At 70.1% G+C, this 25,059-nt stretch carries 22 protein-coding genes, 1 tRNA gene and 1 pseudogene; 14 read left to right on the forward strand and 10 right to left on the reverse strand.

Annotation, left to right across the window (positions count from 1 at the left end):
* Positions 1-2: 2 nt before the first annotated feature.
* Positions 3-407, reverse strand: a complete 405-nt coding sequence (locus HJG52_RS07005; protein WP_171242743.1) for a response regulator — start codon at positions 405-407, stop codon at positions 3-5.
* A gap of 50 nt (positions 408-457) precedes the next feature.
* Here HJG52_RS07005 and HJG52_RS07010 point away from each other — a divergent pair.
* A tRNA-Arg gene (locus HJG52_RS07010) sits at positions 458-532 on the forward strand.
* Positions 533-721: 189 nt separating this feature from the next.
* On the opposite strand, the gene HJG52_RS07015 is transcribed toward HJG52_RS07010, so the two are convergent.
* Positions 722-1,756: a hemolysin family protein gene (locus HJG52_RS07015; RefSeq protein ID WP_171242744.1), complete on the reverse strand. Its 1,035-nt coding sequence runs from the start codon at positions 1,754-1,756 to the stop codon at positions 722-724.
* Entirely contained in the window at positions 1,753-3,159 is a 1,407-nt protein-coding gene (locus HJG52_RS07020) for a hemolysin family protein (protein ID WP_171242745.1), read from the reverse strand. The genes HJG52_RS07015 and HJG52_RS07020 overlap by 4 nt, the downstream gene beginning before the upstream one ends.
* A 144-nt stretch (positions 3,160-3,303) precedes the next feature.
* On the opposite strand from HJG52_RS07020, the gene HJG52_RS07025 reads away from it, so the two are divergent.
* From HJG52_RS07025 to HJG52_RS21555, 9 genes and pseudogenes are all read left to right on the forward strand, one after another.
* Positions 3,304-4,293 carry an ABC transporter ATP-binding protein gene (locus HJG52_RS07025; RefSeq protein WP_171242746.1) on the forward strand — a complete coding sequence of 330 codons (990 nt, stop codon included), beginning with the start codon at positions 3,304-3,306 and terminating at the stop codon, positions 4,291-4,293.
* Complete coding sequence (locus HJG52_RS07030; protein ID WP_171242747.1) at positions 4,290-5,090, forward strand: ABC transporter permease subunit; 801 nt, start codon at positions 4,290-4,292, stop codon at positions 5,088-5,090. Before HJG52_RS07025 ends, HJG52_RS07030 begins: the two co-directional genes overlap by 4 nt.
* Before the next feature lie 204 nt (positions 5,091-5,294).
* Entirely contained in the window at positions 5,295-9,218 is a 3,924-nt protein-coding gene (locus HJG52_RS07035) for a multifunctional oxoglutarate decarboxylase/oxoglutarate dehydrogenase thiamine pyrophosphate-binding subunit/dihydrolipoyllysine-residue succinyltransferase subunit (RefSeq protein ID WP_171242748.1), read from the forward strand.
* Positions 9,219-9,465: 247 nt separating this feature from the next.
* The gene (locus HJG52_RS07040; protein WP_171242749.1) at positions 9,466-10,350 is read left to right on the forward strand and encodes a DUF559 domain-containing protein; all 885 of its coding nucleotides are present in this window, start codon (positions 9,466-9,468) and stop codon (positions 10,348-10,350) included.
* Between the two features lie 213 nt (positions 10,351-10,563).
* A pseudogene (locus HJG52_RS07045) lies at positions 10,564-11,532 on the forward strand (DUF2252 domain-containing protein); the annotation flags it as partial.
* Between the two features lie 28 nt (positions 11,533-11,560).
* The gene (locus HJG52_RS21835) at positions 11,561-11,812 is read left to right on the forward strand and encodes a DUF2252 family protein (protein ID WP_430413336.1); all 252 of its coding nucleotides are present in this window, start codon (positions 11,561-11,563) and stop codon (positions 11,810-11,812) included.
* 83 nt (positions 11,813-11,895) lie between these two features.
* Complete coding sequence (locus HJG52_RS07050; protein ID WP_171242750.1) at positions 11,896-12,075, forward strand: DUF6104 family protein; 180 nt, start codon at positions 11,896-11,898, stop codon at positions 12,073-12,075.
* A gap of 30 nt (positions 12,076-12,105) precedes the next feature.
* Positions 12,106-12,756 carry a GDSL-type esterase/lipase family protein gene (locus tag HJG52_RS07055; RefSeq protein ID WP_346767604.1) on the forward strand — a complete coding sequence of 217 codons (651 nt, stop codon included), beginning with the start codon at positions 12,106-12,108 and terminating at the stop codon, positions 12,754-12,756.
* A gap of 188 nt (positions 12,757-12,944) precedes the next feature.
* Entirely contained in the window at positions 12,945-14,381 is a 1,437-nt protein-coding gene (locus HJG52_RS21555; protein WP_171242751.1) for a polysaccharide biosynthesis tyrosine autokinase, read from the forward strand.
* 112 nt (positions 14,382-14,493) lie between these two features.
* On the opposite strand, the gene HJG52_RS07065 is transcribed toward HJG52_RS21555, so the two are convergent.
* The 5 genes from HJG52_RS07065 to rfbB form a co-directional block, all read right to left on the reverse strand.
* The gene (locus HJG52_RS07065; RefSeq protein WP_171242752.1) at positions 14,494-15,435 is read right to left on the reverse strand and encodes a beta propeller repeat protein; all 942 of its coding nucleotides are present in this window, start codon (positions 15,433-15,435) and stop codon (positions 14,494-14,496) included.
* Positions 15,432-16,058: an arsenate reductase/protein-tyrosine-phosphatase family protein gene (locus HJG52_RS07070; RefSeq protein ID WP_206069955.1), complete on the reverse strand. Its 627-nt coding sequence runs from the start codon at positions 16,056-16,058 to the stop codon at positions 15,432-15,434. Before HJG52_RS07070 ends, HJG52_RS07065 begins: the two co-directional genes overlap by 4 nt.
* Before the next feature lie 72 nt (positions 16,059-16,130).
* The gene (locus HJG52_RS07075; RefSeq protein ID WP_171242753.1) at positions 16,131-17,102 is read right to left on the reverse strand and encodes a zinc-binding dehydrogenase; all 972 of its coding nucleotides are present in this window, start codon (positions 17,100-17,102) and stop codon (positions 16,131-16,133) included.
* 33 nt (positions 17,103-17,135) lie between these two features.
* Positions 17,136-18,017 (reverse strand): dTDP-4-dehydrorhamnose reductase, encoded by an 882-nt coding sequence (gene rfbD / locus HJG52_RS07080; protein WP_171242754.1) that lies wholly within the window; start codon positions 18,015-18,017, stop codon positions 17,136-17,138.
* Positions 18,018-18,019: 2 nt separating this feature from the next.
* Entirely contained in the window at positions 18,020-19,015 is a 996-nt protein-coding gene (rfbB, locus tag HJG52_RS07085; protein WP_171242755.1) for a dTDP-glucose 4,6-dehydratase, read from the reverse strand.
* A 43-nt stretch (positions 19,016-19,058) separates the two neighbouring features.
* Here rfbB and rfbA point away from each other — a divergent pair, with 43 nt between their 5' ends.
* From rfbA to HJG52_RS07105, 4 genes are all read left to right on the forward strand, one after another.
* Positions 19,059-19,931: a glucose-1-phosphate thymidylyltransferase RfbA gene (rfbA, locus tag HJG52_RS07090; protein WP_171242756.1), complete on the forward strand. Its 873-nt coding sequence runs from the start codon at positions 19,059-19,061 to the stop codon at positions 19,929-19,931.
* Complete coding sequence (locus tag HJG52_RS07095) at positions 19,931-20,530, forward strand: dTDP-4-dehydrorhamnose 3,5-epimerase family protein (protein WP_171242757.1); 600 nt, start codon at positions 19,931-19,933, stop codon at positions 20,528-20,530. Before rfbA ends, HJG52_RS07095 begins: the two co-directional genes overlap by 1 nt.
* A gap of 105 nt (positions 20,531-20,635) precedes the next feature.
* Positions 20,636-22,432, forward strand: coding sequence for a nucleoside-diphosphate sugar epimerase/dehydratase (locus HJG52_RS07100; RefSeq protein ID WP_171242758.1), 1,797 nt, complete (start codon positions 20,636-20,638; stop codon positions 22,430-22,432).
* A gap of 2 nt (positions 22,433-22,434) precedes the next feature.
* On the forward strand, positions 22,435-23,127 hold the full coding sequence (locus HJG52_RS07105; protein WP_206069960.1) for a methyltransferase domain-containing protein: 693 nt from the start codon (positions 22,435-22,437) through the stop codon (positions 23,125-23,127).
* Positions 23,128-23,181: 54 nt separating this feature from the next.
* On the opposite strand, the gene HJG52_RS07110 is transcribed toward HJG52_RS07105, so the two are convergent.
* Together HJG52_RS07110 and HJG52_RS07115 are read right to left on the reverse strand one after the other, a co-directional pair.
* The gene (locus HJG52_RS07110; protein WP_171242760.1) at positions 23,182-23,790 is read right to left on the reverse strand and encodes a sugar transferase; all 609 of its coding nucleotides are present in this window, start codon (positions 23,788-23,790) and stop codon (positions 23,182-23,184) included.
* Entirely contained in the window at positions 23,790-24,944 is a 1,155-nt protein-coding gene (locus HJG52_RS07115) for a DegT/DnrJ/EryC1/StrS family aminotransferase (RefSeq protein ID WP_171242761.1), read from the reverse strand. Before HJG52_RS07115 ends, HJG52_RS07110 begins: the two co-directional genes overlap by 1 nt.
* Between the last annotated feature and the right edge of the window lie 115 nt (positions 24,945-25,059).

Below are 25,059 nucleotides of genomic sequence, written 5' to 3' on the forward strand. Positions count from 1 at the left end.
TTCTAGGGCGCGCCCGCGGTGCCCCTGCCGTCGGCCGTCAGCCCCTGGACGAGCTCGACGAGCTCCTCGGGCTCGAACGGCTTGGCCACGAACGCGTCCAGCCCCGAACCCTGCGCCTGGGCGCGGTCGTGCTCGTGCACCGACGCGGTCACCATGACGACGGGTATGCCGGCCAGCCGGGCATCCTCGCGGATGCGGGCGATGGCCCACCAGCCGTCGCGCGGCTCCATCTGCGCGTCGAGGGTGATGGCGTCGGGCAGCCGGTCGGTGGCGTGCAGTCCCTCGAGCAGCGCCTGGCCGTCGGAGTACTCGTGGACCTCGAACCCGTCGAGCTCGAGGTTGAGCCGGATCAGCTGGCGGATCTGGGCGGTGTCGTCGCAGACGTAGACCACGGGCCCGGATTCCATGATGCGAAGCCTAGGCTGCTAACCTCTGCGGGCGCCTCCTACCGAGGCACGCCCCCGTAGCTCAGGGGATAGAGCACCGCCCTCCGGAGGCGGGAGCGCAGGTTCGAATCCTGCCGGGGGCACCAAACGCCGGCCGCGAAGCGGTCGGCTTTTTGGTGCCCCGGCATGATGACGGGAGGAGGAGCGCACCGCGCGAGGAACGAGCGCGGGTCGCGACGACGGCTCCTGCCGGGGGCCAGCCGCACCGCCGAACCCGGACCCCGAGTGTGCGGCACGGCTCTACGGGACCGAACCGTTGATGCCGCACGGCGACCTCAGCGCTGTGACGCGTCGGTCACCTCGCCGACCAGCTCCTCGATGACGTCCTCGAGGAACACCACCCCGATGTCCTCCCCCGCGTCGTCCACCACCCGCGCGAGGTGCGACCCGGTGCGCTGCATCGTGGTCAGCACCTCCTCCACCTCGTCGGCCGCCTGCACGGTCGCGAGCTTGCGCACGCGCTTGACCGGCACGGGCAGGTCGCGTTCGGCGTCGTCGGCATACAACACGTCCTTGAGGTGGAGGTACCCCGCGAGCCCACCGGCCTTGTCCACCAACGGATAACGGGAGAACCCGCGCTTGGCCACGAGCCGCTCCACGTCGTCCGGGGTGGCGGTCAGAGGCAGGGTCACGAGCTCGGCCAGCGGCACCGCCACGTCGACGGCGTCCTTGTCGCTGAACTCCAGCGCCGCCCCGACGAGCGACTGCTGGCGCTCCTCGATGAGTCCCTCGTGGTGCGACTCGGCGAGGATGCTCTCGACCTCCTCGACGGTGAACGTCGAGGCGATCTCGTCCTTGGGCTCGACGCGGAACAGCCGCACGAGCGCCTTGGCGATCCGCTCCATCACGGTGATGACGGGCCGCAGCACCCGGGTCAGCGCCATGAGCGGCGGCACGAGGATGAGGGCGGCGCGCTCGGGGCCGGCGATGGCGATGTTCTTGGGGATCATCTCGCCGACGACGACGTGCAGGTAGACCACGACGAGCAGCGCGAGCGCCAGTGCGATGGGGCTGACGGCGCCTTCGGGCAGGCCGAGCGCGTGGACGACGGGCTCGAGCGCGTGGTGCAGCGCGACCTCGCTGATGGCACCGAGCAACACGGAGCAGACGGTGATGCCGAGCTGGGCGCAGGCGAGCAGCGACCCCATCTGCTCCAGGGCGTCGAGGCTGGACTGCGCCCGGCGCGACCCGGCCGCCGCGAGGGGCTCCAGCTGGGAGCGGCGTGCGGCCATGGCCGCGAACTCCGCCCCGACGAAGAACGCGTTGAGCAGGAGGAGGACGACGGTGACGGTGATGGCCCAACCGCTCATGCCGCTCCTCCCGTCGTCGAGTCGGGTATGCCGCGTGCGCCGGTCGCGTGCCCGGTTCCCCTGCCGTCGTGGTCGCCGGCAACCTGGTCGTGGTCGCCCTCCTCGTCGGGTGGCACCGGGCGGAAGCGCAGCCGGTCGGCGCGCATGCCGTCCATCAGCAGGACGCTGACCTCCCAGCCGGGGATGCCGACGACGTCGCCGACACGCGGGATGCGACCGAGCGCGGCCATGACGAAGCCGCCAGTGGTCTCGTAGGCCGGCCCGTCGGGCACGTCGGCGCCGATCCGTTCGCGCACCTCGTCCGGACGCCACAGGCCCGGCACCGTCCACGACCCGTCGGTGAACTGCCGCCCCGTGGTCCGGAAGACGTCGTGCTCGTCGGAGACCTCGCCGACGATCTCCTCGACCACGTCCTCGAGGGTGACGATGCCGGCGGTGCCGCCGTACTCGTCGACGACGATGGCCAGCTGGAGCCCGTGCTCGCGCAGCATCAGCAGCAGCGGGTCGAGCCGGATGGTCTCGGGCACGAGCAGCGGCGGCACCATGAGCGCCGACACCGGCACGTCCGGGCGCCGCTCGTGCGGCACCGCGATGGCCTTCTTGACGTGGACGACACCGTCGATGTCGTCCCAGTCCTCGCCGAGCACCGGGAAACGCGAGTGCCCCGTGCGCCGGGCCAGCTGCACGACGTCCTCGGCGGTGGCGGTGCGGTCGATCGCGGTCGACCGCGCGCGGGGGCTCATGACGTCTGCGGCGGTCTGCACCCCGAAGTCCAGCGATTTCGTCACCAGCCGGGCGGTGCCCTCGTCGAGGGTGCCGGCCTCGGCGGAGTGGCGCACGAGCGACGCGAGCTCCTGCGGGGTGCGCGCGCCGGACAGCTCCTCCTGGGGCGTGATGCCGACCGCGCGCAGGAACGCGTTCGCCGAGCCGTTGAGCACCGCGATGAGGGGCCGGGCGACGAGCGCGAAGACCCGCACGGGCATCGCGACGACCTTGGCTGTCGGCAGCGGTGCCGAGATCCCGAGGAACTGCGGCAGCAGCTCACCGAACACCATGGAGAACAACGTGGCGATCACCAGCGCCAGCACCGCCGACACCGACTCGGCCGCGGTGTCGGACAGCCCGACCGAGGCCAGCGGCCCCTCGAGCAGGGCGCCGAGCGACGGCGTCGCGATGAATCCCAGCACGAGTGTCGTCAGGGTGATGCCGACCTGCGCCGCGGACAGCTGGGTCGAGAGCCGCCGCAGCGACCCGAGCACGACCCCGGCGCGGGTGTCACCGGCGTCGACGGCCTTCTGCACGGTGGGCCGGTCGAGCGCCACGAGGCTGAACTCGGTCGCGACGAAGACAGCCGTCCCGACCGTCAACGCGATGCCGGCAAGGACGCCCAACCACTCGCTCATAGTGCGGACCATCCTAGGGTCGCGGCGCCGTCACGCACGTCGCCTGCGCCTCGCCCGCCCGGGCGAGCAGGCGGCATACCCAGTTGACCCTCACCCCACGTCAGTTGGGAGGATGCCCGGCATGGACATGAATCCGGGGGCTCCATGACCGCCACCACGACCACGACCGACAGGACCGGCGCCGGCGCGCGCATCGAGGTCCGTGACCTGACCAAGAGGTTCGGCAGCTTCACCGCCGTCGACCAGCTCTCCTTCTCCGTCGAGCCGGGCCGCATCACCGGCTTCCTCGGCCCGAACGGTGCGGGCAAGACGACCACGCTGCGCATGCTGCTCGGGCTGATCCGCCCGACGGGGGGCTCAGCCACGATCGAGGGCCAGCGCTACCAGGACATCGCCTCGCCGATGCGCATGGTGGGTTCGGCGCTCGAGGCGACCAACTTCCACCCCGGCCGCACCGGCCGGGACCACCTGCGCGTGCTCGCGGCGGCGACCGGCATCGGCGACGCGCGCGTCGACGAGATGCTCGAGCTGGTCGGCATCCCCGCGGCGGCGCGCAAGCGGGCGGGTGGTTACTCGATGGGCATGCGGCAGCGGCTCGGCCTCGCGGCCGCGCTGCTCGGCGACCCCAAGGTCCTCATCCTCGACGAGCCCGCCAACGGCCTCGACCCCGAGGGCATCCGCTGGCTGCGCGGCTTCCTGCGCCACCTGTCGCGCCAGGGCAAGACCATCCTCGTCTCGAGCCACATGCTCCAGGAGGTCGAGCAGACCGTCGACGACGTGGTCATCATCAACAACGGCCGACTCGTCAAGCAGGGGCGGATGTCCGAGCTGCACGGCGACGCCAAGACCATCGTGCGCACCACCGACCTCGACGCGCTGGCCGGTGCCCTGCGGGTCGCCGACGTCACCAGCGAGACCCAGGACGACGCGCTGGTCGCGGCCACCGACGACCTGCGGCTCATCGGTGACGTGGCGCTGCGGGCCGGCCTGCCGGTCTATGAGCTGCGCGCCGCCACGACCGACCTGGAGGCCCTGTTCTTCCAGCTGACCGAGGGCACCAACCGCAACCTCGGCGACGAGAGTGCGGCACCCGAACGAGATGCCATCACCGGCCAGGAAGGAGCGAACGGATGATCCCCGCGATCAAGGCGGAGCTCCGCAAGTTCTTCACCACCCGGCTGTGGTGGGGCATGGCCATCGCGATGCTCGTCATCGGCGCCGGCCTGGCCGTGGCGTTCGGCTACTTCGTCACGGCTGGCGCCGAGAGTGGAGCCGAGGGCGTCCCCACGGGCACGGCCGAGCAGGTCGCCAACAGCGTCTACACCGGTGGCCTGTCGTTCGGCTACCTGCTGACCCTCGTCATCGGCATCATGCAGATCGGGTCGGAGTACCGGCACAAGACGATCACGAGCACCCTGCTCGCCGTGCCGCGCCGCGGCCAGATGATGGTCGCCAAGGTGGTCGCCCTGCTCGTCATCGGCGCGATCTACGGGCTCATCTTCCTGGTGGGCTCGGTGGCGGCCGGTGCACTGGTGCTCAACGCCCAGGGCTACTCGCCGTTCCCGTCCGGGGGCGTGTTCCGCACGCTCGCGCTGAGCCTGCTGGTCCTCGGCCTGTGGGCGCTGATCGGGCTCGGGGTCGGCATCCTCATCCCGAACCAGGTGGCGGCCCTGCTCATCGCGGTGGCCGTGGCGTGGATCGTCGAGCCCATCGGCGGCGTGCTGCTGTCGCTGTGGGACTTCGGCCGCGACCACATCGTCCCCTACCTGCCGTCCGCCGCCACCCAGGCGATGGTCAACGGCGTCCAGCAGGGTGGCCCGGACGCCGCGCAGCCGCTCAGTTGGTGGGCGGGTGCGTTGGTCCTTGCCGCGTATGCCGCGGTGCTGGCCGGGTTGGGCGCGTGGCGAACGATGCGCGCGGACATCAGCTGACGGTCGACCTTCGGCGACCCACCGTGGGGCCGGCTTCCAGCGCGGAAGCCGGCCCCGCGGCATACCTGTCGTCCTCTGGTCACGAACGTGTCACACGCCGCACGATTGGGTGCCCTCCCCCCGCAGCGCTGAGCACGCTGCGGGGCTAGGCTGGTCACAGCCATGTGAGGCCAATGCCGACCCTATGAAAGAGGCGTATCCGCCGTGCCGGACCAGTCATCGACCAGCGACCCCCTGGCGGCCTTCGGGCCGAACGAGTGGCTCGTGGACGAGCTGTATGAGCAGTACAAGAACGACAAGAACTCCGTCGACAAGGCGTGGTGGCCCTTCTTCGAGGACTACCAGCCCGGCCAGGGTGCCGGTGCGAACGGGACGGCGAACGGCACCACGGGGGGCGGGGGGAACGGCACGGCCAGCGCGCCGGCGTCCACCGCACCGGTGAGCCAGTCGGCCCCGACCCAGTCGGCGCAGCAGGCCCAGCAGGTCGCGCCTGCCCAGCAGGCCGCGCCCGCGCAGCAGGCGCCGTCGACCACCTCGGCGCAGTCGACCGACAAGCCGGACGCCAAGACCGACCAGGCCGTCGCCGACAAGCCCGAGGACAAGGAGGCCGCGGCGAAGTCGTCGGCCCCGGCGACCAAGGAAGCGCAGGCCAAGGAGGCCGCCGCCCCCAAGCCGCGCGACCCGGAGAAGCCCAAGGAGGCCAGCCAGGTCCACGAGGACGAGGTCAAGCCGCTGCGCGGGGCGAGCGCGCGCACCGTCAGCAACATGGAGACGTCGTTGACCGTCCCGACCGCGACCAGCGTGCGCGCGGTCCCGGCCAAGCTGCTCATCGACAACCGCGTCGTCATCAACAACCACCTCGCGCGCTCGCGCGGCGGCAAGGTGTCGTTCACCCACCTCATCGGCTACGCGCTCGTCAAGGCGCTCGGCCAGATGCCCGAGATGAACAACGGCTTCGCGGTCGACGAGAAGGGCAAGCCGTCCCTCGTCGTGCCCGGCCACGTCAACCTCGGCCTCGCGATCGACCTGGCCAAGTCCGACGGCACCCGCCAGCTGCTCGTGCCGAGCATCAAGGCCGCCGAGACGATGGACTTCAGCCACTTCTGGTCGGCCTATGAGGACATGGTCAAGAAGGCCCGCGACGGCAAGCTGACCGTCGAGGACTTCCAGGGCACCACCCTCACGCTCACCAACCCGGGCACCATCGGCACCAACCACTCGGTGCCGCGCCTGATGTCGGGGCAGGGCGCGATCATCGGCGTGGGCGCGCTGGAGTACCCCGCCGAGTGGCAGGGCGCGAGCCAGGAGACGCTCAACCGCAACGCGGTCAGCAAGATCCTCACCCTCACCAGCACCTACGACCACCGCATCATCCAGGGCGCCCAGTCCGGTGACTTCCTGCGGATCGTGCACCAGCTGCTGCTCGGTGAGAACGGCTTCTACGACGAGATCTTCGAGTCGCTGCGCCTCCCCTACGAGCCGGTGCGCTGGGTGCAGGACATCTCGGCCCACCACGACGACGACGTCAACAAGACGGCGCGCGTCCAGGAGCTCATCCACGCCTACCGCGTGCGCGGCCACCTCATGGCCGACATCGACCCGCTGGAGTACCGCCAGCGCCGCCACCCCGACCTCGACGTGACGTCGCACGGCCTCACCCTGTGGGACCTCGAGCGCGACTTCGCGACGGGCGGGTTCGGCGGGGCGCCGATGCTCAAGCTGCGCAAGATCCTCGGCATCCTGCGCGACTCGTACTGCCGCACCATCGGCACCGAGTACATGCACATCCAGGACCCCGAGCAGCGGCGCTGGCTCCAGTCCAAGATCGAGGTCGGGTACGCCAAGCCCAGTGCCGACGAGCAGCTGCGCATCCTGCGCCGGCTCAACGCGGCCGAGGCGTTCGAGACGTTCCTGCAGACCAAGTTCGTCGGGCAGAAGCGGTTCAGCCTCGAGGGTGGCGAGTCGGTCATCGCGTTGCTCGACCGCATCCTCGTGCGCGCCGCCGCCGACCAGATGGACGAGGTCGCGATCGGTATGCCGCACCGTGGCCGCCTGAACGTGCTCGCCAACATCGCGGGCAAGTCCTACGGCCAGATCTTCCGCGAGTTCGAGGGCAAGCAGGACCCCAAGTCGGTCCAGGGCTCCGGCGACGTGAAGTACCACCTCGGCACCGAGGGCGAGTTCGTCGACGAGGACGGCAACAAGACCAAGGTCTACCTCGCTGCCAACCCCTCGCACCTCGAAGCGGTCGACCCCGTGCTCGAGGGCATCGCCCGCGCCAAGCAGGACCGGCTCAACCTCGCCGGTGAGGACTTCACGGTGCTGCCGATCCTGCTGCACGGTGACGCCGCGTTCGCCGGTCAGGGCATCGTCGCCGAGACGCTGAACCTGTCCCAGCTGCGCGGCTACCGCACCGGCGGCACGATCCACGTCGTCATCAACAACCAGGTCGGGTTCACCACCTCGCCGAGCGCCTCGCGCTCGTCGACCTACTCGACGGACGTGGCGCGGATGATCCAGGCGCCGGTGTTCCACGTCAACGGCGACGACCCCGAGGCATGCGTCCGGGTGGCCGAGCTGGCGTACGAGTTCCGGCAGGAGTTCAACAAGGACGTCGTCATCGACATGGTGTGCTACCGCCGCCGCGGTCACAACGAGGGTGACGACCCGTCGATGACCCAGCCGCTGATGTACAACCTCATCGAGGCGAAGCGGTCGGTGCGCAAGCTCTACACCGAGTCGCTCATCGGTCGCGGCGACATCAGCCAGGACGAGGCCGAGGCGGCCCTGCGCGACTACCAGCAGCAGCTGGAGCGCGTGTTCGTCGAGACCAAGGAGGCGCTCAAGGCTCCGGCCGAGGCGCAGGGTGACGACACCAAGGCCGGCACCGACGCCGAGGGCCACACCGGTCTCGAGCCGCCCAAGGCGCAGACCACCGACCAGACCACGAAGTCGGCCACCGAGACCGCCATCTCCGCGCAGACGCTGCAGCACATCGGCGACGCGTTCGTGAACCCGCCCGCGGGCTTCACCGTCCACCCGAAGCTGAAGCAGGCCATGGAGAAGCGGGCCGACTCGGTGCGCAATGGCGGGATCGACTGGGCGACGGGCGAGCTGCTGGCGTTCGGGTCGCTGCTCATGGACGGCACCCCGGTCCGGCTCGCCGGCCAGGACAGCCGCCGTGGCACGTTCGTCCAGCGGCACGCGGTGCTCATCGACAAGAACACCGCCGAGGAGTGGACCCCGCTGCTCTACCTCGGTGAGGGTCAGGCCCGGTTCTGGGTCTACGACTCGCTGCTGTCGGAGTTCGCGGCGATGGGCTTCGAGTACGGCTACTCGGTCGAGCGCCCCGACGCGCTGGTGCTGTGGGAGGCGCAGTTCGGCGACTTCTTCAACGGCGCCCAGACGATCATCGACGAGTTCGTGTCCTCGGGTGAGCAGAAGTGGGGCCAGCGCTCCTCGGTCGTGCTGCTGCTCCCCCACGGCTACGAGGGCCAGGGCCCCGACCACTCCTCGGCGCGCATCGAGCGGTTCCTCACGATGTTCGCCGAGGACAACATGACGGTCGCCTACCCGTCGACCCCGGCTAACTACTTCCACCTGTTGCGCCGGCAGGCCTACGCCCGCCCGCGTCGCCCGCTCATCGTCTTCACCCCGAAGTCGATGCTGCGGCTCAAGGCGGCGGCCAGCAGCCCGGAGGACTTCACCCAGGGTCGCTACCAGCCGGTGATCCCCGACCCGGCGAACCTCGCCGGTGACGGCGTCACTCGCGTCCTGCTCGCCAGCGGCAAGGTCGTCTACGACCTCGAGGCCGCCCGCGAGAAGGCCGGCGACACCGCAACCGCGATCGTGCGCGTCGAGCAGCTGGCGCCGATCCCCGGCGCGGAGATCGCGGCCGAGCTCGCGAAGTACCCGAACGCCGACGTCGTCTGGGTGCAGGACGAGCCGCGCAACCAGGGCGCCTGGCCGTTCATGGCGCTCAACCTGCCCGAGGCGCTGGCCCAGCACGGCCAGAACCGTGCGCTCAAGGTCGTCTCCCGCAAGGCCTCGGCCTCGCCCGCGACCGGGTCGAGCAAGCGGCACGCGGAGCAGCAGGCAGAGCTGGTTCAGCAGGCCTTCCAGCGCTGACACCACGCCCGGTATGCCGCCCGCTCACCTCGAGCGGGCGGCACACCCATGCCTGGGGCAGGTGAGCCCCGCTCACCTCGAGCGGGCGGCATACCCATGTCTGGGGCAGGTGAGCCGGCCGACGACCACGGTCGCCTCCCAGCACCACCCGCTACGCACGAACCCCACCCATCCCGCCAGACCACGGTCGCCCGCCCGCCTGTGGACAACTCACAACGCCGGTGGCTGATCGACCAGACTCTTGCGGATGGACGCAGTCGAGGCGCTGGAGCGGTTGGGCGGGTTGGGGACCCGGGCCCAGATCGTCGCCGCCTCCAGCCGCGGCCAGCTCGAGTCCGCGCTTCGACGAGACCTCATCGTGAAGGTCGCCCGGGGCCGTTACGCACTGCCGACCGCCGACGAGGCGCATCGCGCCGCCCACGAGCTGAAGGGAACCGCAGTTCTGCTGAGCGCGGCCGCGCACTGGGGCTGGTCGATGAAGCACTCCCCCGACCGGCCGCACATCGCGGTAGTCCGCGGGCGCCGGCTCACGCCGGAACAGCGCAAGGTCGCGCGCATCACGTGGGTCAAGCTGCCGCGGACGGATGTGGACGGGTGGGTCACCACACCCGTTCGCACCGTGCTCGACTGTGCCGCTCGGCTGCCGTTCGACGAGGCGCTTGCTGTCGCGGACTCCGCGCTGCGCACCCGCAGGGTGACCAAGAACGGGCTGCGCTTGGCTGCCCTGAAACTGCCGGTTCGCGGCGGACGTGCGCGAGTACTCCGGGTCATCGAGGCCGCGGATGGACGGGCGGCAAACCCGTTCGAGTCGGTGCTGCGGGCCATCGCGCTCGACGTCGAGGGGCTGTCCGTCGAGCCGCAGGTGGTCATCCACCGAGGCGACAAGTGGGTCGGCCGGGTCGACCTCGCCGACGAGCGGCTCAAGATCGTGATCGAGGCCGACAGCCACGAGTTCCACGGCGAGCGGGAGATGTTCGAGAAGGACTGCGTGCGCTACGACGAGCTGGTGGCCGACGGCTGGCTGGTGATCCGGTTCCCCTGGACGCAGGTGATGTGGAAGCAGGCCTGGGTGCGCGAGATCATCGAGGCGGTGGTCGCGATCCGGCTCGGATCGCGCGCGGCAGCAGCCTGAGGTGCCGGCCGACGACCACGGTCACCTCCCAGCACCGGTCACCACGCACGAGCCCCACCCGCCCGGCCTGACCATGGTCGTCCGCCCGCCCGCCAGGGGGTCCGCGCGCGAGTCGGCCACGCGGCATACCGGCTGACATAGGGTCACGGCATGGCCAAGGGTGACCGCAGCACGCTCATCATCGAGACGCTGACCGAGGCGTTCGCGCCGCTGATGAAGGCTGCACCGCACGCCTTCCGCACCAAGTACCGCAAGATGGCGGCCGACCCGTTCGCGTTCTACCGGGGCAGCGCCGTCCTGTTCTATGCGGACGTCACCCACCTCGAGGACCCGTGGGTCGACGAGCGCACCGAGCGGATCTGGATCCACGGCGACCTGCACGCCGAAAACTTCGGCACCTACCTCAACTCCGACGGCCGTCTCGTCTTCGACATCAACGACTTCGACGAGGCCTACATCGGCCACTACACGTGGGACCTCATGCGGTTCGCGGCGAGCCTGGCCCTGCTCGGCTGGCAGAAGGCGCTCCCCGAGGCCGAGGTGCGCCGCCTCATCGCCCGCTACGTCAAGGCCTACCTCGCCCAGCTCAACAGCTACGTCAAGGCCACCGACGACTCCGACTTCGCGCTGCGGCTCGACAACACGACCGGCCCGGTGCACGACGCCCTCCAGCACGCCCGCCGTGTCCGGCGCGCGGACCTGCTGGGTGAGCTCACGGTGCGCGACGGCGCGGTCCGGCGGTTCGCCGAGGGCACCGGCACGCGGCAGCTGGGCAAGGCCGAGCGGCGCAAGGTGCTCGAGGCGTTCGACGGCTACCTCGACTCGATCCCCGAGTCCAAGCGGTTCGACCGCAAGCTGTTCTACGAGGTCGTCGACGTGGTCGGCTCGTCCGGGTTCGGCATCGGCAGCGCGGGCCTGCCGGCCTACAGCATCCTCGTCGAGGGCACGAGCCAGGCCCTCGACAACGACGTGGTGCTGTCGATGAAGCAGGCCAACATCCCCGCCCTCAGCCGGTTCGTCGACACCGAGGCCATCGACGCCTACTTCGACCACGAGGCGCACCGCACCGTCATCAGCCAGCGCGCGCTCCAGGTGCACACCGACCCCCTGCTCGGCCACACGACCCTTGGCGGCGTCGGCTACGTCGTGGCCGAGGTGTCCCCCTACGAGGTCGACCTCGACTGGGACAACCTCACCCGAGCCCGGCGAGATGGCCCTGGTCGTCGACCTCCTCGGCCGGGCGACCGCGAAGATCCACTGCGCCTCCGACGAGGACAGCGAGCAGGACCTCGTCGACTTCCAGGTCGAGGAGGCGATCGCCGCGACGCTGCAGGGCCGGCGGCGCGAGTTCACCGACTGGATCGTCGACTTCGGCATGGAGTATGCGCGCACCGTCCGCGACGACCACGCGTTGTTCGTCGAGGCCTTCCGCGAGGGCCGGATCGGCGTCGACGCCACCTGATCGTGGGGTCGGGGCCTGCCCGACCTGCAGGTATGCCGCGTGCCTCGCCGAGTGCCGGCAGCTGAGTTTGTATGGTGGCTGGCGTGTACTTCACCGACCGCGGCATCGAGGAGCTGGCCGCACGCCGTGGTGAGGAAGAGGTGACGTTCGAGTGGCTGGCCGACCAGCTGCGCACGTTCGTCGACCTCAACCCCGAGTTCGAGACCCCGGTCGAGCGGCTGGCCACCTGGCTGGCCCGCCTCGACGACGATGACGACGACTGAGCCGATGACGACCGAACAGCGAGACCTCTCGTGACCGAACCCACCTTCACCCCGAGCGCCGAGTTCCACGTGGCCGCCGAGGGTCCTCGCGACGTCGCGCTGGTCTTCCTGGGTGCGTCCATGGTGGCTGGTGTCGGCGACCCCAAGGGGCAGGGCTGGGTCTCCCGCGTCGTCGGGCGCACCCAGCACCCTGACCTGGAGCTCACGGCATACAACCTCGGGGTGCGCGGTGACACGACCGCCGACCTGCTCGCCCGCTGGCAGGCCGAGTGCGGCCCGCGCTGGCGCGGCCGCTCCGAGAAGCGGCTCGTCGTCTCGATCGGCGCCAACGACGCGGCCAAGGGCATCACCTTGGCCCGGCACCGGCTCAACCTCGCGAACATCCTCGACGAGGCGGCCAGCAGCGGCATCGGCACGTTCGTCGTCAGCCCGCCGCCCACCGACGATGAGGAGCTCAACGGCAAGCTCGACGTCCTGGTGGAGGCGCAGGCCGACGTGTGCTCGCGCCGCGGGGTGCCGTTCGTCGACTGCTTCAGCCCGCTGCTCGGGCACGAGCAGTGGCAGGCCGACCTCGCCGCGAGCCGGGTCGCGCACCACCCCGGGCAGGCCGGCTACGGCCTCATCGCGTGGCTGGTCCTGCACAACGGCTGGTACGACTGGCTGCAGATCCCGGCCAGCTGAACCCGGCCAGCCGACCCGGGCCGGCGCACCCGCCACACCCCGGACACCCGCGCTGGCCTGCACGGCTCCGCGCTCAGCAGTCACATGTGCCACACTGAGCCCCGTCAGCGTCGCGCGACCGGACCGGCACCCCGATTGAGCCGCCGTGCGGCGGTCGCAGCCGGGATGGCTCGAGAGAACGAGTACGGGTGGAACTTCACGACTATCTCAGGATCGCGCGCAAACGGTGGCGGACGATCCTGGTCTCCACGTTGGCGCTCGTGGCCGTGGCCGCACTCTTCACGTTGTGGAGCCCCAAGGTCTACCAGGCCCGCACGCAGCTGTTCGTCTCCACCTCCGGTGGATCCGACACGACCCAGCTGCTGCAGGGCGGCACCTTCACCCAGCAGCGGGTGAAGTCCTACGCCGACCTCGTCACCACGCCGACGGTTCTCGAGCCGGTCATCAAGGACCTCGGGCTCAAGACGACACCGGACGCGCTCGCCGGCCAGATCACGGCCAGTGCGCCGCTCGACACGGTGCTCATCGACGTGCTCGTGCGCAACCAGGACCCGGCGCAGGCCGCCAGCATCGCCAACGCGCTCGGCAAGCAGTTCAGCAGCACCGTCACGGACCTCGAACGCGTCTCCTCCGACACCAAGAGCCCGGTGAAGGTCTCGATCGTGCGACCCGCTGCGACCCCCACGTCGCCGGTCAGCCCCAACGCCATGCGCAACGTCGCCCTGGGCCTGGTGCTGGGCCTGCTCGTCGGGCTCGGTCTGGCGCTGCTGCGTGACCAGCTCGACACCTCGATCAAGGCGCCGCGTGACCTCAAGGACGTCACCGACGAGACGGTGATCGGCACCATCGGCTACGACTCCGACAGCGCCCGCACGCCCCTGATCGTCAAGGCCGACCCGCTCAGCCCGCGCGCCGAGACGTTCCGCGCGCTGCGCACCAACCTGCAGTTCGTCGACGCCGCCAACCACCCGCGCTCGATCACGTTCACCTCAAGCCTGCCGGGTGAGGGCAAGACCACCACGACCGCCAACCTCGCGATCAGCCTCGCCGACGCGGGGTCCAGCGTCTGCATCGTCGAGGGCGACCTGCGTCGCCCGCGCCTGCTGCGCTACCTCGGCATGGAGGGCTCGGTCGGCCTCACCGACGTGCTCATCGGGCGCGCTGACCTCGATGACGTGCTCCAGCCGTTCGGCGTCTCGGGCATCACGGTCCTTGGCGCTGGTCAGCTGCCGCCGAACCCGTCCGAGCTGCTCGGCTCCACCGCCATGGCCGCGACGCTGAAGAAGCTGGAGTCCCGCTTCGACTACGTCATCATCGACGCCCCGCCGCTCCTGCCGGTGACTGATGCGGCGGTCCTCAGCACCGTGACCGGTGGCGTCGTCGTGGTGATCGGGTGCGGCATCGTGCGCACCGAGCACGTCACCCGGGCACTGGAGTCGCTCGCCGCGGTCAAGGGCTCGGTCCTCGGGCTCGTGGTCAACCGCGCACCGACCAAGGGCGCGGACGCCGAGTCCTACTACTACCGCGACGGTTACGCACCGGAGACCCCGCCGCGCACCCGCCGCGGGGCCAAGGCCAAGGCCGACCGCGAGTCGCGTGGCCTCGCTGGCGTCGGGCGCAGCTGAGCGGTCCGCACCACCACCACGGCGAGGTATGCCGCGTCGCCGGCTTCGCGCCTGCGCACGGCCCCGCCCCTGCGCGCGGCTCGGCCTCACCCGCCAGCCGGTCAGCGGATGATCAGGACTTGCGCCACGCCGTCGCGTCGGTGGACTGCCACGTCGTGTCGCCCACGAGCAGCCACCAGGTGCCGTCGGCCCACGACAGGGCCGCCTGACCGGGGTCGACGTCACCCGTAGGCACACAGGCCGGCTTGTCGCCGCCGACAGGGCCGACCGCAAGGCCGTCGCACCCGTCGATCGTGCTCACCACGAGGAGCCGGTCGCCGCCGAAGGACAGCGCACGTGCACCGTCGACCGTGCCGGCGGCCTTCCACGACCCGCCGTCGGTGGTGCGCAGGACCTTCCCGTTGCCGCACAAGGCTGCCGTGCTGCTGTCGCCGACGGCGAGGTCGACGACGAGGTCGCCCTTGGAGCTGCCGCACGGCTTGGCCACGGTGCCCGTGGTGGTGCCTATGCTGCGCACGTCCCGCGGGTCGCGGAACCACGCGTCGCCGGTGGCACTCTGCGCTCCCCACGACCGGCCCTGGTCGCTGGTGTTGCTCAGCTCCGGACCGCACTGCCCCTTGTCCCCGCCCACGGCGAAGGCCGTCCCGTCGGCCCGCACCCGCAGCCGGGTGACTGTGTCGAACGGTGACTGGCGGGGCGTCCAGCTGGCGCCGCCGCTGGTCGTCACGGCCACCGCCGCCCCGCCGTCGGCGCAGGACCCGACGGTGATCCGCCAGCCGGTCCGCGCGTCCTCGGCGATGACGAACTGCTCGAGGGCCACCGCCGGTTCGGGCGCCTTGGTCGTCGGGGTGCCGTCGGTGCTCGGGTCGCCCGACGACGTCGAGGACGAGCTGCTGATGGTCGAGGAACCGGCCGTGGCTGCCCCCGCTGATGCCCCGCCACGCACGTGGTTGACGGCGGCCGCGACGAGCAGCACGTCGACGAGGATGAAGGCGGCCAGTCCCACCGTCGCCGCCCGCCCGGACAGCCGGCCGGGGAACCCGTTGCCGCTCACGACGGCCCCAGGGCGCGCAGTGCGGCCGGCAGCCCGCTCACGATCTGTTCGCGCATCCTGACGAACACGGCGTCGTCGCGCCGGAAGGGGTCGACGATGTCGGCCTCCTCGTCGGTCAGCGGGTGCCGTTGCGCGCGCAACGCGGGGATGGCCGCGATGACCGCCCGCACCCGGTCGGCCGGGTCGGCATCGGGAGTCAGGGCCTCCGGGCCGTCGGCCTGCAGCCCGCTCACGAGGTCGGCGAACTCGAGGAAGGTGAAGGTCGAGCGCAGCGCCCGCGGCGTCAGCGTCACGACCCGGCCGCGATGGGCGCGGGTCGCGGTGAGCACGAGGTCCGACTGGGCGACGATCTCCGGGGTGATGGCGCGCGCGACGAAGCCGTCAGCAGTACCGAGGTCGCCCAGCTGCGCCGCAGCGCGCGGGTCCATCGGCTCACCGACGAGGGCACCGGTCCCGGCGCTGCGGACCTCGAACCGTCCCGGCCCCCAGGCTTGGTCGAGCCCGCGCTGCAGGGCACGTTCGAGGAACGGTGAGCGGCACACGTTGCCGGTGCACACCGTGAGGATCCGCACGGGGTTCCCGCTCGGGGGCCCCGCCGGGTCTGGCGTCGTGGGGACTGGCACGGCCCTGATGCTAGCCGTGCGGCATACCGACGGACCGCAGACCGCCGCACGAACACCTCAGAAAGGAGCGCCTCAGGAGACCGAGAAGACGATCTTGCCGAAGACGTCGCCGCCGGCCATCTTCGCGAACCCGTCGCGGGCGTCGGCCAGTGGCATGACCGAGTCGACGACCGGCTCGATCCCGTGCTGCGCCACGAACTTCGCGAGCCGCTCCAGCTCGCCACGCGTGCCCATCGTCGAGCCCAGCACCCGCAGCTGCTTGAAGAAGATCTTGGTCAGCTCGGCCTTGGCCGGTGCGTCACCGGAGGTCGCGCCGCAGATGACGATGGCGCCGCCGGGGTTGAGCGAGTTGACCGAGTGCGACCAGGTCGCGGCGCCGACGGTCTCCATCACGGCGTCGACGCGCTCGGGCAGCCGCTCCCCGCTGGCGAAGGCGCGGTCGGCGCCGATCTGCACGGCCCGCTCCCCCTTGGCCTCGTCGCGGGTCGTCACCCACATGCGGTAGCCCGCGGCCGCGCCCAGCTGCACCAGCGCCGTGGCCACGCCTCCGCCGGCGCCTTGGACGAGCACGGTCGCGCCGGGCGTGAGGCCCGCGTTGGTGAACAGCATCCGGTATGCCGTGAGCCAGGCCGTCGAGAGGCAGGCGGCGTGCTCCCACGACAGGTCGGCCGGCTTGGGCACGAGGTTGGCCGCGGGGACGCTCACCTGCTCGGCGAGGGTGCCCTGGTGCAGCTCGGACAGCAGCGACCGCTTGGGGTCGAGGGTCTCGTCACCGCGCCAGCCGTCGCTCGGCACGACGGCGTGGACGATGACCTCGTTGCCGTCGGTGTCCACCCCGGCCGCGTCGCAGCCGAGGATCATCGGCAGCCGGTCGGCCGGCAGGCCCACGCCACGCAGCGACCAGACGTCGTGGTGGTTGAGGCCGGCGGTCTTGACGGTGACAGTGGTCCAGCCGTCCCGCTGCTCGGGCTCGGGTCGTTCGCCGACCACCAGGCCGGACAGCGGGTCGTCAGCGGAGATGGACTCGGCGTAGGCGGCAAGCATGGTTCGACCCTAACGGCGCCGCTGTGCCGGTGGTCAGTCGTGTGACTCGTCTGACTTCGGTGCCACGACGTCGGGCAGGGCGCGCGCGAGGCTCTCGTCCCAGCGTGGCAGCAGGGGCAGCCGGGCCATCCGCCAGGCGTCGTGGCCGAGGACGGAGTATGCCGGCCGCGGGGCCGGCCGGGGGAATCCGGCGGTCGTGGTCGGCAGCACCCGCGCCGGGTCGTGGCCGAGGCCCTCGAACACCGCCCGGGCGAACCCGTGCCACGTCGTCTCGCCCTGGCTCGTGGCGTGCCACGTGCCGGCGGGCGCGTCGTCGGTCACGAGCCGCAGGATCGCGTCGGCGACGTCCATGGTCCACGTGGGCTGGCCGCGCTGGTCGTCGACGACGGACACCGTCTCGCGCTCCTGCGCGAGACGGGCCATGGTCTTGACGAAGTTCGGCCCGCCACCGCCATAGAGCCACGCCGTCCGCACGATCCACGCGGTCGGACAGTGGGCTTGCACGGCCCACTCCCCCGCAGCCTTGGTGCGCCCGTAGGCCGAGCGCGGAGCGAACGGTGCGTCCTCGGCATACGGCTCGTCGGCGTCGCCGGAGAACACGTAGTCGGTCGAGACGTGCACGAGGCGGGCGCCGGTCTCGCGGCACGCGGCTGCGACGTTCGCCGCGCCGATCGCGTTGACAGCGAAGGCGTCACCCTCGTGGGTCTGCGCGTCGTCGACCTTCGTGTATGCCGCGGTGTTGACGATGACGTCGTGGCCGCGGACCGCGTCGCGCACGGCGTCGGCGTCGGTGACGTCGAGGTCCTTGCGCTTCCAGGCAGTGACCTCCTTCTCCAGGTCGACGCCGGAGACTGCGAGCGCCACCTGCAGGTCGAGGCCGAGCTGTCCACCGGCACCGGTGATCCCCCAGCGCATCGTCAGCGGCCCAGCTTCTCGTAGCGGGTCTCGGCGACGACCTTGGCGGTGCGCCACCAGTCCTCGTTGTCGCGGTACCACGCGATCGTGTCGGCGAGACCGGTGCGGACATCGGGATGCGCTGGGCGCCAGTCGGTTTCGGCGCGCAGCTTCGAGGCGTCGATGGCGTAGCGCAGGTCGTGGCCGGGGCGGTCCGGCACGTGTTCGTACCAGTCGGCGGGCTTGTCCATCAGCTCGAGGATGAGCCCGATGATGTCGCGGTTGTTCATCTCGCCGTCGGCGCCGATGAGGTAGGTCTCGCCGAGGCGGCCCTGCTCGATAATGGCGATGACGGCGTCGTTGTGGTCGTCGACGTGGATCCAGTCGCGCACGTTGCGGCCCTCGCCGTAGAGCTTGGGCTTCACCCCGTCGATGATGCCGGTGATCTGCCGCGGGATCAGCTTCTCGGGGTGCTGGCGTGGTCCGTAGTTGTTGGAGCAGTTGGAGATCGTGGCCTTCAGCCCGAACGAGCGAATCCACGCTCGTACCAACAGGTCTGCGCTGGCCTTGCTGGCCGAGTAGGGGCTCGACGGGTTGAGCGGGGTGCTCTCGGTGAACCTCGTGGGGTCGTCGAGCTCGAGGTCGCCGTAGACCTCGTCGGTCGAGACGTGGTGGATCCGCTTGTCGTGGCGGCGCACTGCCTGGACCAGCTGGTAGGTGCCGATGATGTTGGTGTCGATGAACGGCCACGGGTCGTCGAGGCTGTTGTCGTTGTGCGAGTCGGCCGCGAAGTGCACCACGAGGTCGTGGGCGGCGACCAGCTCGTCGACGAGGTCGGCGTCAGTCACCGACCCCTTGACGACGGCCACGTCGTCGGCGACGGGGTCGAGGGAGGCGACGTTGGCGGCATACGTCATGGCGTCGAGCACCGTGAGCTGCCAGTCGGGTCGCACCTGGCGCGCCCGAATGACGAAGTTCGACCCGATGAACCCGGCTGCCCCCGTGACCAACACCTTCACTCGCACGAGGGTAACGGCCACGCGAACCGATAGCGTCATGCCCATGAAGGGGATCGTTCTCGCGGGGGGCACGGGCACGAGGCTGCACCCGATCACGCTCGGCATCAGCAAGCAGCTCATGCCGATCTACGACAAGCCGATGGTCTACTACCCGCTGTCGACGCTGATGATGGCCGGCATCCGTGAGGTGCTGGTCATCACGACACCGGAGGACCAGGAGCAGTTCCAGCGGCTGCTCGGCGACGGGTCGCGGTGGGGCCTGCGGCTGGAGTATGCCGTCCAGCCGCGACCGGAGGGCCTCGCCCAGGCGTTCCTCATCGGTGCCGACTTCATCGGCGACGACTCGGTGGCGCTCGTCCTCGGCGACAACATCTTCTACGGCACGGGGCTCGGAACTGCGTTGCGCGGCAACGCAAACGTCACCGGCGGGCATGTGTTCGCCTACCACGTGACCGAGCCCTCGGCCTACGGCGTGGTCGAGTTCGGCGACGACGGCAAGGTGCTGTCGATCGAGGAGAAGCCGGCCGAGCCGAAGTCGTCGTATGCCGTGCCCGGCCTCTACTTCTACGACAACGACGTCGTGCAGATCGCCCGCGACATGCAGCCCAGCGCGCGAGGTGAGCTCGAGATCACCGGTGTCAACACGGCATACCTCGAGCGCGGCCAGCTGACGGTGACGGTGCTCGAGCGGGGAACGGCGTGGCTCGACACGGGGACGTTCGAGGGGCTCATGGACGCATCGCAGTTCGTGCAGGTGGTGGAGGCGCGGCAGGGTCGCAAGATCGGGTGCGTCGAGGAGATCGCCTGGCGCAACGGCTGGATCGACGACGAACAGCTCGGCGAGCTCGCCGCGGGACTGGCCAAGAGCGGGTACGGCACCTACCTCGAGGGGCTGCTGCAGGACGGGCGGCGCTGATGGAGTTCCGCGAGCTGACCGTCCGCGACGCGTTCGAGGTGACCGCCCCGCAGTTCCCCGACGAACGCGGCCTGTTCACCGCCCCCTTCCAGCTCGAGGCCTTTCGCGAGGCGACGGGGCGCGACCTCACCGTCAAGCAGACCAACGTGTCGGTGTCACGGCGAGGCGCCCTGCGTGGCATCCACTATGCCGACGTGCCGCCGTCGCAGGCGAAGTACGTGACGGCGGTGAGCGGGGCGTTGATCGACTTCGTCGTCGACCTGCGAGTGGGGTCGCCGACGTTCGGGCAGTGGGACTCCGTCCGGCTCGACACGGTCGAGCGCCGGGCGGTCTTCGTGCCAGAGGGGTTCGGGCACGCGCTCTTCGCCCTCGAGGACGACTCCACCGCCCTCTACCTCTGCTCGGAGGGCTTCGCGCCCGGGCGCGAGCACGGCATACACCCGCTCGACCCCGATGTCTCCCTGACGCTGCCTGCCGGAATCGAGCCGATCGTCTCAGCCAAGGATGCGGCCGCCCCGAGCCTCGCGCAGGCCTCTGACCTGCAGTTATTGCCTGCGTATGGTGAGTGCCAGGCGTGGTACGCGCAAGTGCAGCTGTGAGAGTTGGGGCAGAAGTTAACTCAATGTGACTTCGGGGGGCTCGTTGACCGCTAAACTCTCCGCGGGCGGAGGGAGGGTGCCGTGCGAGCAACGCCAACCAGGCGAATGCGCATCACCAGATGGATGTGGGCGGCGGTCGACGCCGCGATCTACGCCGTCGCACTCGGGACCGCAGACTGGCTGCGGTACGACTTCGCTTTCTCGGACATCGCCATGCGCGGGCTGCTCGCACTGTGCCTGGTTGCGGTGGTCGTGCACGTCGCATCGGGCGCGCTGATCGGGCCCTATGCCGTGGGTCATGAGCGCGGCTCGTTCGAGGAGACCGAGGACCTCGCCAAGTCGGTCGGTGTGACCGCGGTCGTGCTCATCGTCATCGTGCTCGCCACCAACTGGGTCACCGTCCCTCGCAGCGTGCCCTTCACCGGTTCCGTGCTGGCTCTCGTCGGCATGTTCGCCGTGCGGTTCCTCGTGCGGGCCTGGCGCACCACGAACCGGCGGCAGACCGAGGCCAACCGTGAGCCGGCCATCGTCTTCGGCGCGGGGGAGGCCGGACGTCGCCTCACGCGGAGCCTGCTGCGCGACGCCGACAGTGGGTATGCGCCGGTCGCACTGCTCGATGACGACCGCACCAAGCACCGACTCAAGATCGAAGGAATCCGGGTGCGCGGCACCCGCTCCGACCTGACGAAGGTGTCGGGCAAGTACGACGCCTCGACGCTGATCATCGCGCTCCCCCTCGCGCACGCGAGCACGATCCGCGAGCTGACCGAGGCGGGCGTGGCTGCCGGCTTGCGCGTGCTGACGCTGCCGTCGGTCAACGAGATCATCGGCGGCAAGCCGACCCTGCACGACCTGCGCGACGTCGACCTCACCGACCTGCTCGGGCGCCGCCCGGTCGACCTCGACATGGCGGTCATCGCCGAACAGATCGCGGGCAAGCGAGTGCTCGTGACCGGGGCCGGTGGCTCGATCGGCTCGGAGCTGTGCCGTCAGATCGCGAGGTTCGGTCCTGCCGAGCTGTTCCTGCTCGACCGTGACGAGTCGGGCCTGCAGGCGACGCAGATGAGCCTCGCCGGGCACGGCCTGCTGAACGACGAGACCGTGGTGCTGGCCGACATCCGCGACGTCGAGCGCATGCACGAGGTCTTCGCCTCGACCCGGCCCGACCTGGTGTTCCACGCGGCGGCGCTGAAGCACCTGCCGTTGCTCGAGGCGAACCCGATGGAGGCCTGGAAGAGCAACGTCATCGGCACTCACAACGTCTTGGCCGCGGCTGCTGCCGTCGGCGTGGGCACGTTCGTCAACATCTCGACCGACAAGGCGGCCAACCCGACCTGCGTGCTCGGCTACAGCAAGCGGATTGCCGAGCGGCTGACGGCGGACTTCGCGCGGCAGGAGCCCGGTCGCTACGTGTCGGTGCGCTTCGGCAACGTCCTCGGGTCACGCGGCTCGGTGGTCCACGCGTTCACCGCGCAGATCGAGCGCGGCGGGCCGATCACCGTCACCCACCCCGACGTACGGCGCTACTTCATGCTCATCCCCGAGGCCTGCCAGCTCGTGCTCGAGGCCGCGTCCATCGGCTCCGACGGTGAGGTGATGGTGCTCGAGATGGGCGAGCAGGTGAAGATCGTCGACGTGGCACGCACCCTCATCCGCATGTCGGGTCGGCGGGACATCGAGATCACCTACACCGGCCTGCGTCCCGGCGAGAAGCTCGCTGAGGAGCTCTTCTCCCCTGACGAGGAGCGCCGGGAGACAGCCCACTCCCTGGTCTCGACTGTGCAGGTGCCAGCACTCGATGCTCAGGAGATTGCGCTCGTGGCCCATGTCTCCGCGGACGCGACCGCTCAATGGATGAAGCACCAGGCACGATACTCACAGAACCAGGTCGCAGGCATCTGACCGTGACCGACGAAGAACTGGACCACATCAGGGAGCGCTACGAGCGTCGCAAGACGCTCGCACCCGACTTGTACAGCTTCACCCGCCCGGAGGTGCTTCGCGGCGTCCAGTCGGTCGACCGCGCCACCATGTCTCTGCTCGTCGGTGCGGGTCTGACGGACCTTGCCGGCCTTCGCCTGTTGGAGGTCGGATGCGGCACGGGCGGTAACCTGCTGCGTTTCCTCAGGTGGGGGTTTCGGCCAGAAAACCTGGTCGGCAACGACCTGCTTGCAGACCGGGTCGAGCAGGCCCGCCGCGTCCTTCCCCGGGACGTCACCCTGACCGCCGGTGATGCCCGTGACCTCGACGATGGTGGGCCCTTCGACATCGTTTACCAGTCGACGGTGCTGTCCTCGATCCTCGACGACGAAGTGCAGCGGTCCGTGGCCGACCGCATGTGGCAGCTCACGCGTCCGGGAGGTGTCGTACTGTCCTACGATTTCGTGTTCGACAACCCGCGCAACCCCGATGTTCGCAAGGTCCCCGTGAGTAGGCTCAGGCAACTGTTCCCCGAGGGAATGGTGACGACGCGACGGGTGACCTTGGCACCGCCCATTGCCCGCCGAGCAGCCCGGCTGGGGCCGGCATTCTCCGCCCTTGAGGCCTTGCCGTTCCTCAGGACTCACGTCGTTGCGCTGATCAGCAAGCCGACCTGAGCCAAACCCTGGTTTCAAGGACGGCGGGTGACACGATGCCGTCGGTGAGATGGGTCAGTGCCGCAGCACGGACTTAACCGTGCGGGCAAGGATGCCGAGGTCACCGGTGAAGGTGCGGCGACGGACGTAGTCCACGTAGATCCGCGCCTTCTCCGGCAGGATCACGTCGCGGTAGTAGGCGTCCGGGTCGTCCACCGCGGCCAGCAGGTCCGCCTCGTTGCGGAACCGGATGCTGGCCGGGTCGGTGACCCCCGGCCGGACCGACACGATGAGGGAGTAGCTCTCGGCCGGCCACAACGCGGCATACGAGGGGACCTCCGGCCTGGGACCCACCAGGCTCATGTTCCCCGCGACCACGTCCAGGAGCTGCGGAAGCTCGTCCAGCTTGGTGCGTCGCAACACGCGCCCGACGCGGGTGACCCGTCGGTCTCCCGTAGCACTGACCAGGACGCCGTCATGGGTCACGGTCATGGTCCGGAACTTGTGGATCCGGAACAACTGCCCACCCAGACCCACACGCTCCTGCCGGAACATCACAGGCCCACGACTGTCCACCAGCACGGCAACGGCGATCACGACGAGGAGCGGCCACAGCCCGGCGAGCAGCGCAAGACTCACGACGAGGTCGAAGACCCGCTTGGCGTCGAGGTCCCCCGAACCCATCAAGTGAGCACCCGGCGAACAGCCCCCACGACCCGCTCGACCTGCGCGTCGGTCATGGCAGAGAAGGCCGGAAGGCTCACGACCCGTTCGAACTCGGCACTCGCGACCGGCAGGTCGTCGGGGCGTGCTCCGAGGCTGTCGTGCCAGTATGGATGGAGGTGGAGCGGGATGAAGTGGACGCTGCACCCCACCCCTGCCTTCGCCATCTCCTCGATGAAGGCATCACGGGACCTGCCTCCCTCCGTACGCATCCGGATGACGAACAGGTGCCAGGCGTGAAGCACCTCGCGTCCGCCTCGGGCGGGCAGGTCGACGGGCAGGTCGGCGAACGCGTCGAGGTACGTCTGCGCGATCGCTGCTCGACGATCGCGCATCGCGCGCGCCCGTCGCAGCTGCACTAGGCCCATGGCGGCAGCAGGGTCGGTCAGGTTGTACTTGTAACCGGGGGCCACGACCTCGTAGCGCCATGCCGGGGCGGTGCTGCGGTAGCGGTCGAATACGTCGCGGCTGATCCCGTGCAGGCGCATCGTCCGCATCCGCTGGGCCAGCGCGGGGTCTCGCGTAACGACCATGCCACCCTCACCGGTTGTGATCGTCTTGGTGGCGTAGAAACTGAACACTGTGGCGGCGGCGTCGCCCGCCCCGACCGGCCCCGTCCCGTCGTCCGCGGGGAACGCGTGGGCCGCGTCCTCGACGACCGGTATGCCGCGTGCTGCGGCCAGGGAGCGCACCGCCGGGTCGACAGGGAGGCCGGCGAAGTGCACGGGCATCAGCGCCTTAGTCCGCGGCGAGATTGCGGCCTCGACACTCGCAGCCGTGAGGTTGAGCGACGACGGGTTGACGTCGACGAGGACAGGAGTCGCACCGAGATATCGCACCACCTCGGCGGTGGCCGTGAAGGTCCAGGTCGGCACGATCACCTCGTCACCCGGGCCAGCACCGATTGCCTCGAGGGCGAGGTGCAAGCCGGCAGTGGCGCTGTTCACGGCCACGGCCTGGATATCCCCACCGCCGAGAAAGTTGGCGAATTCCCGCTCGAACTCCGCCACGCGTGGGCCGGTGGTCAGCCAACCGCTGCGCATCGCCTCGACGGCCGCCTCGATCTCGTCCTCACTGATGTCCGGCAGCGCAAAAGGGAGGTGTTCTTGGGGCATGGACTGGTGGCCTCCTGAGGTATCCGGCCGGACGGCCTAGGAGCTCGCCGGACTGCTGTTACCTTACAAGCAGCAAAACTGGCCCGAGCAGAGGATCGATGTTGGCATTGCAGGA

The sequence above is a fragment of the Knoellia koreensis genome, assembly GCF_013041615.1.
GTDB classification, from domain to species: domain Bacteria; phylum Actinomycetota; class Actinomycetes; order Actinomycetales; family Dermatophilaceae; genus Pedococcus; species Pedococcus koreensis.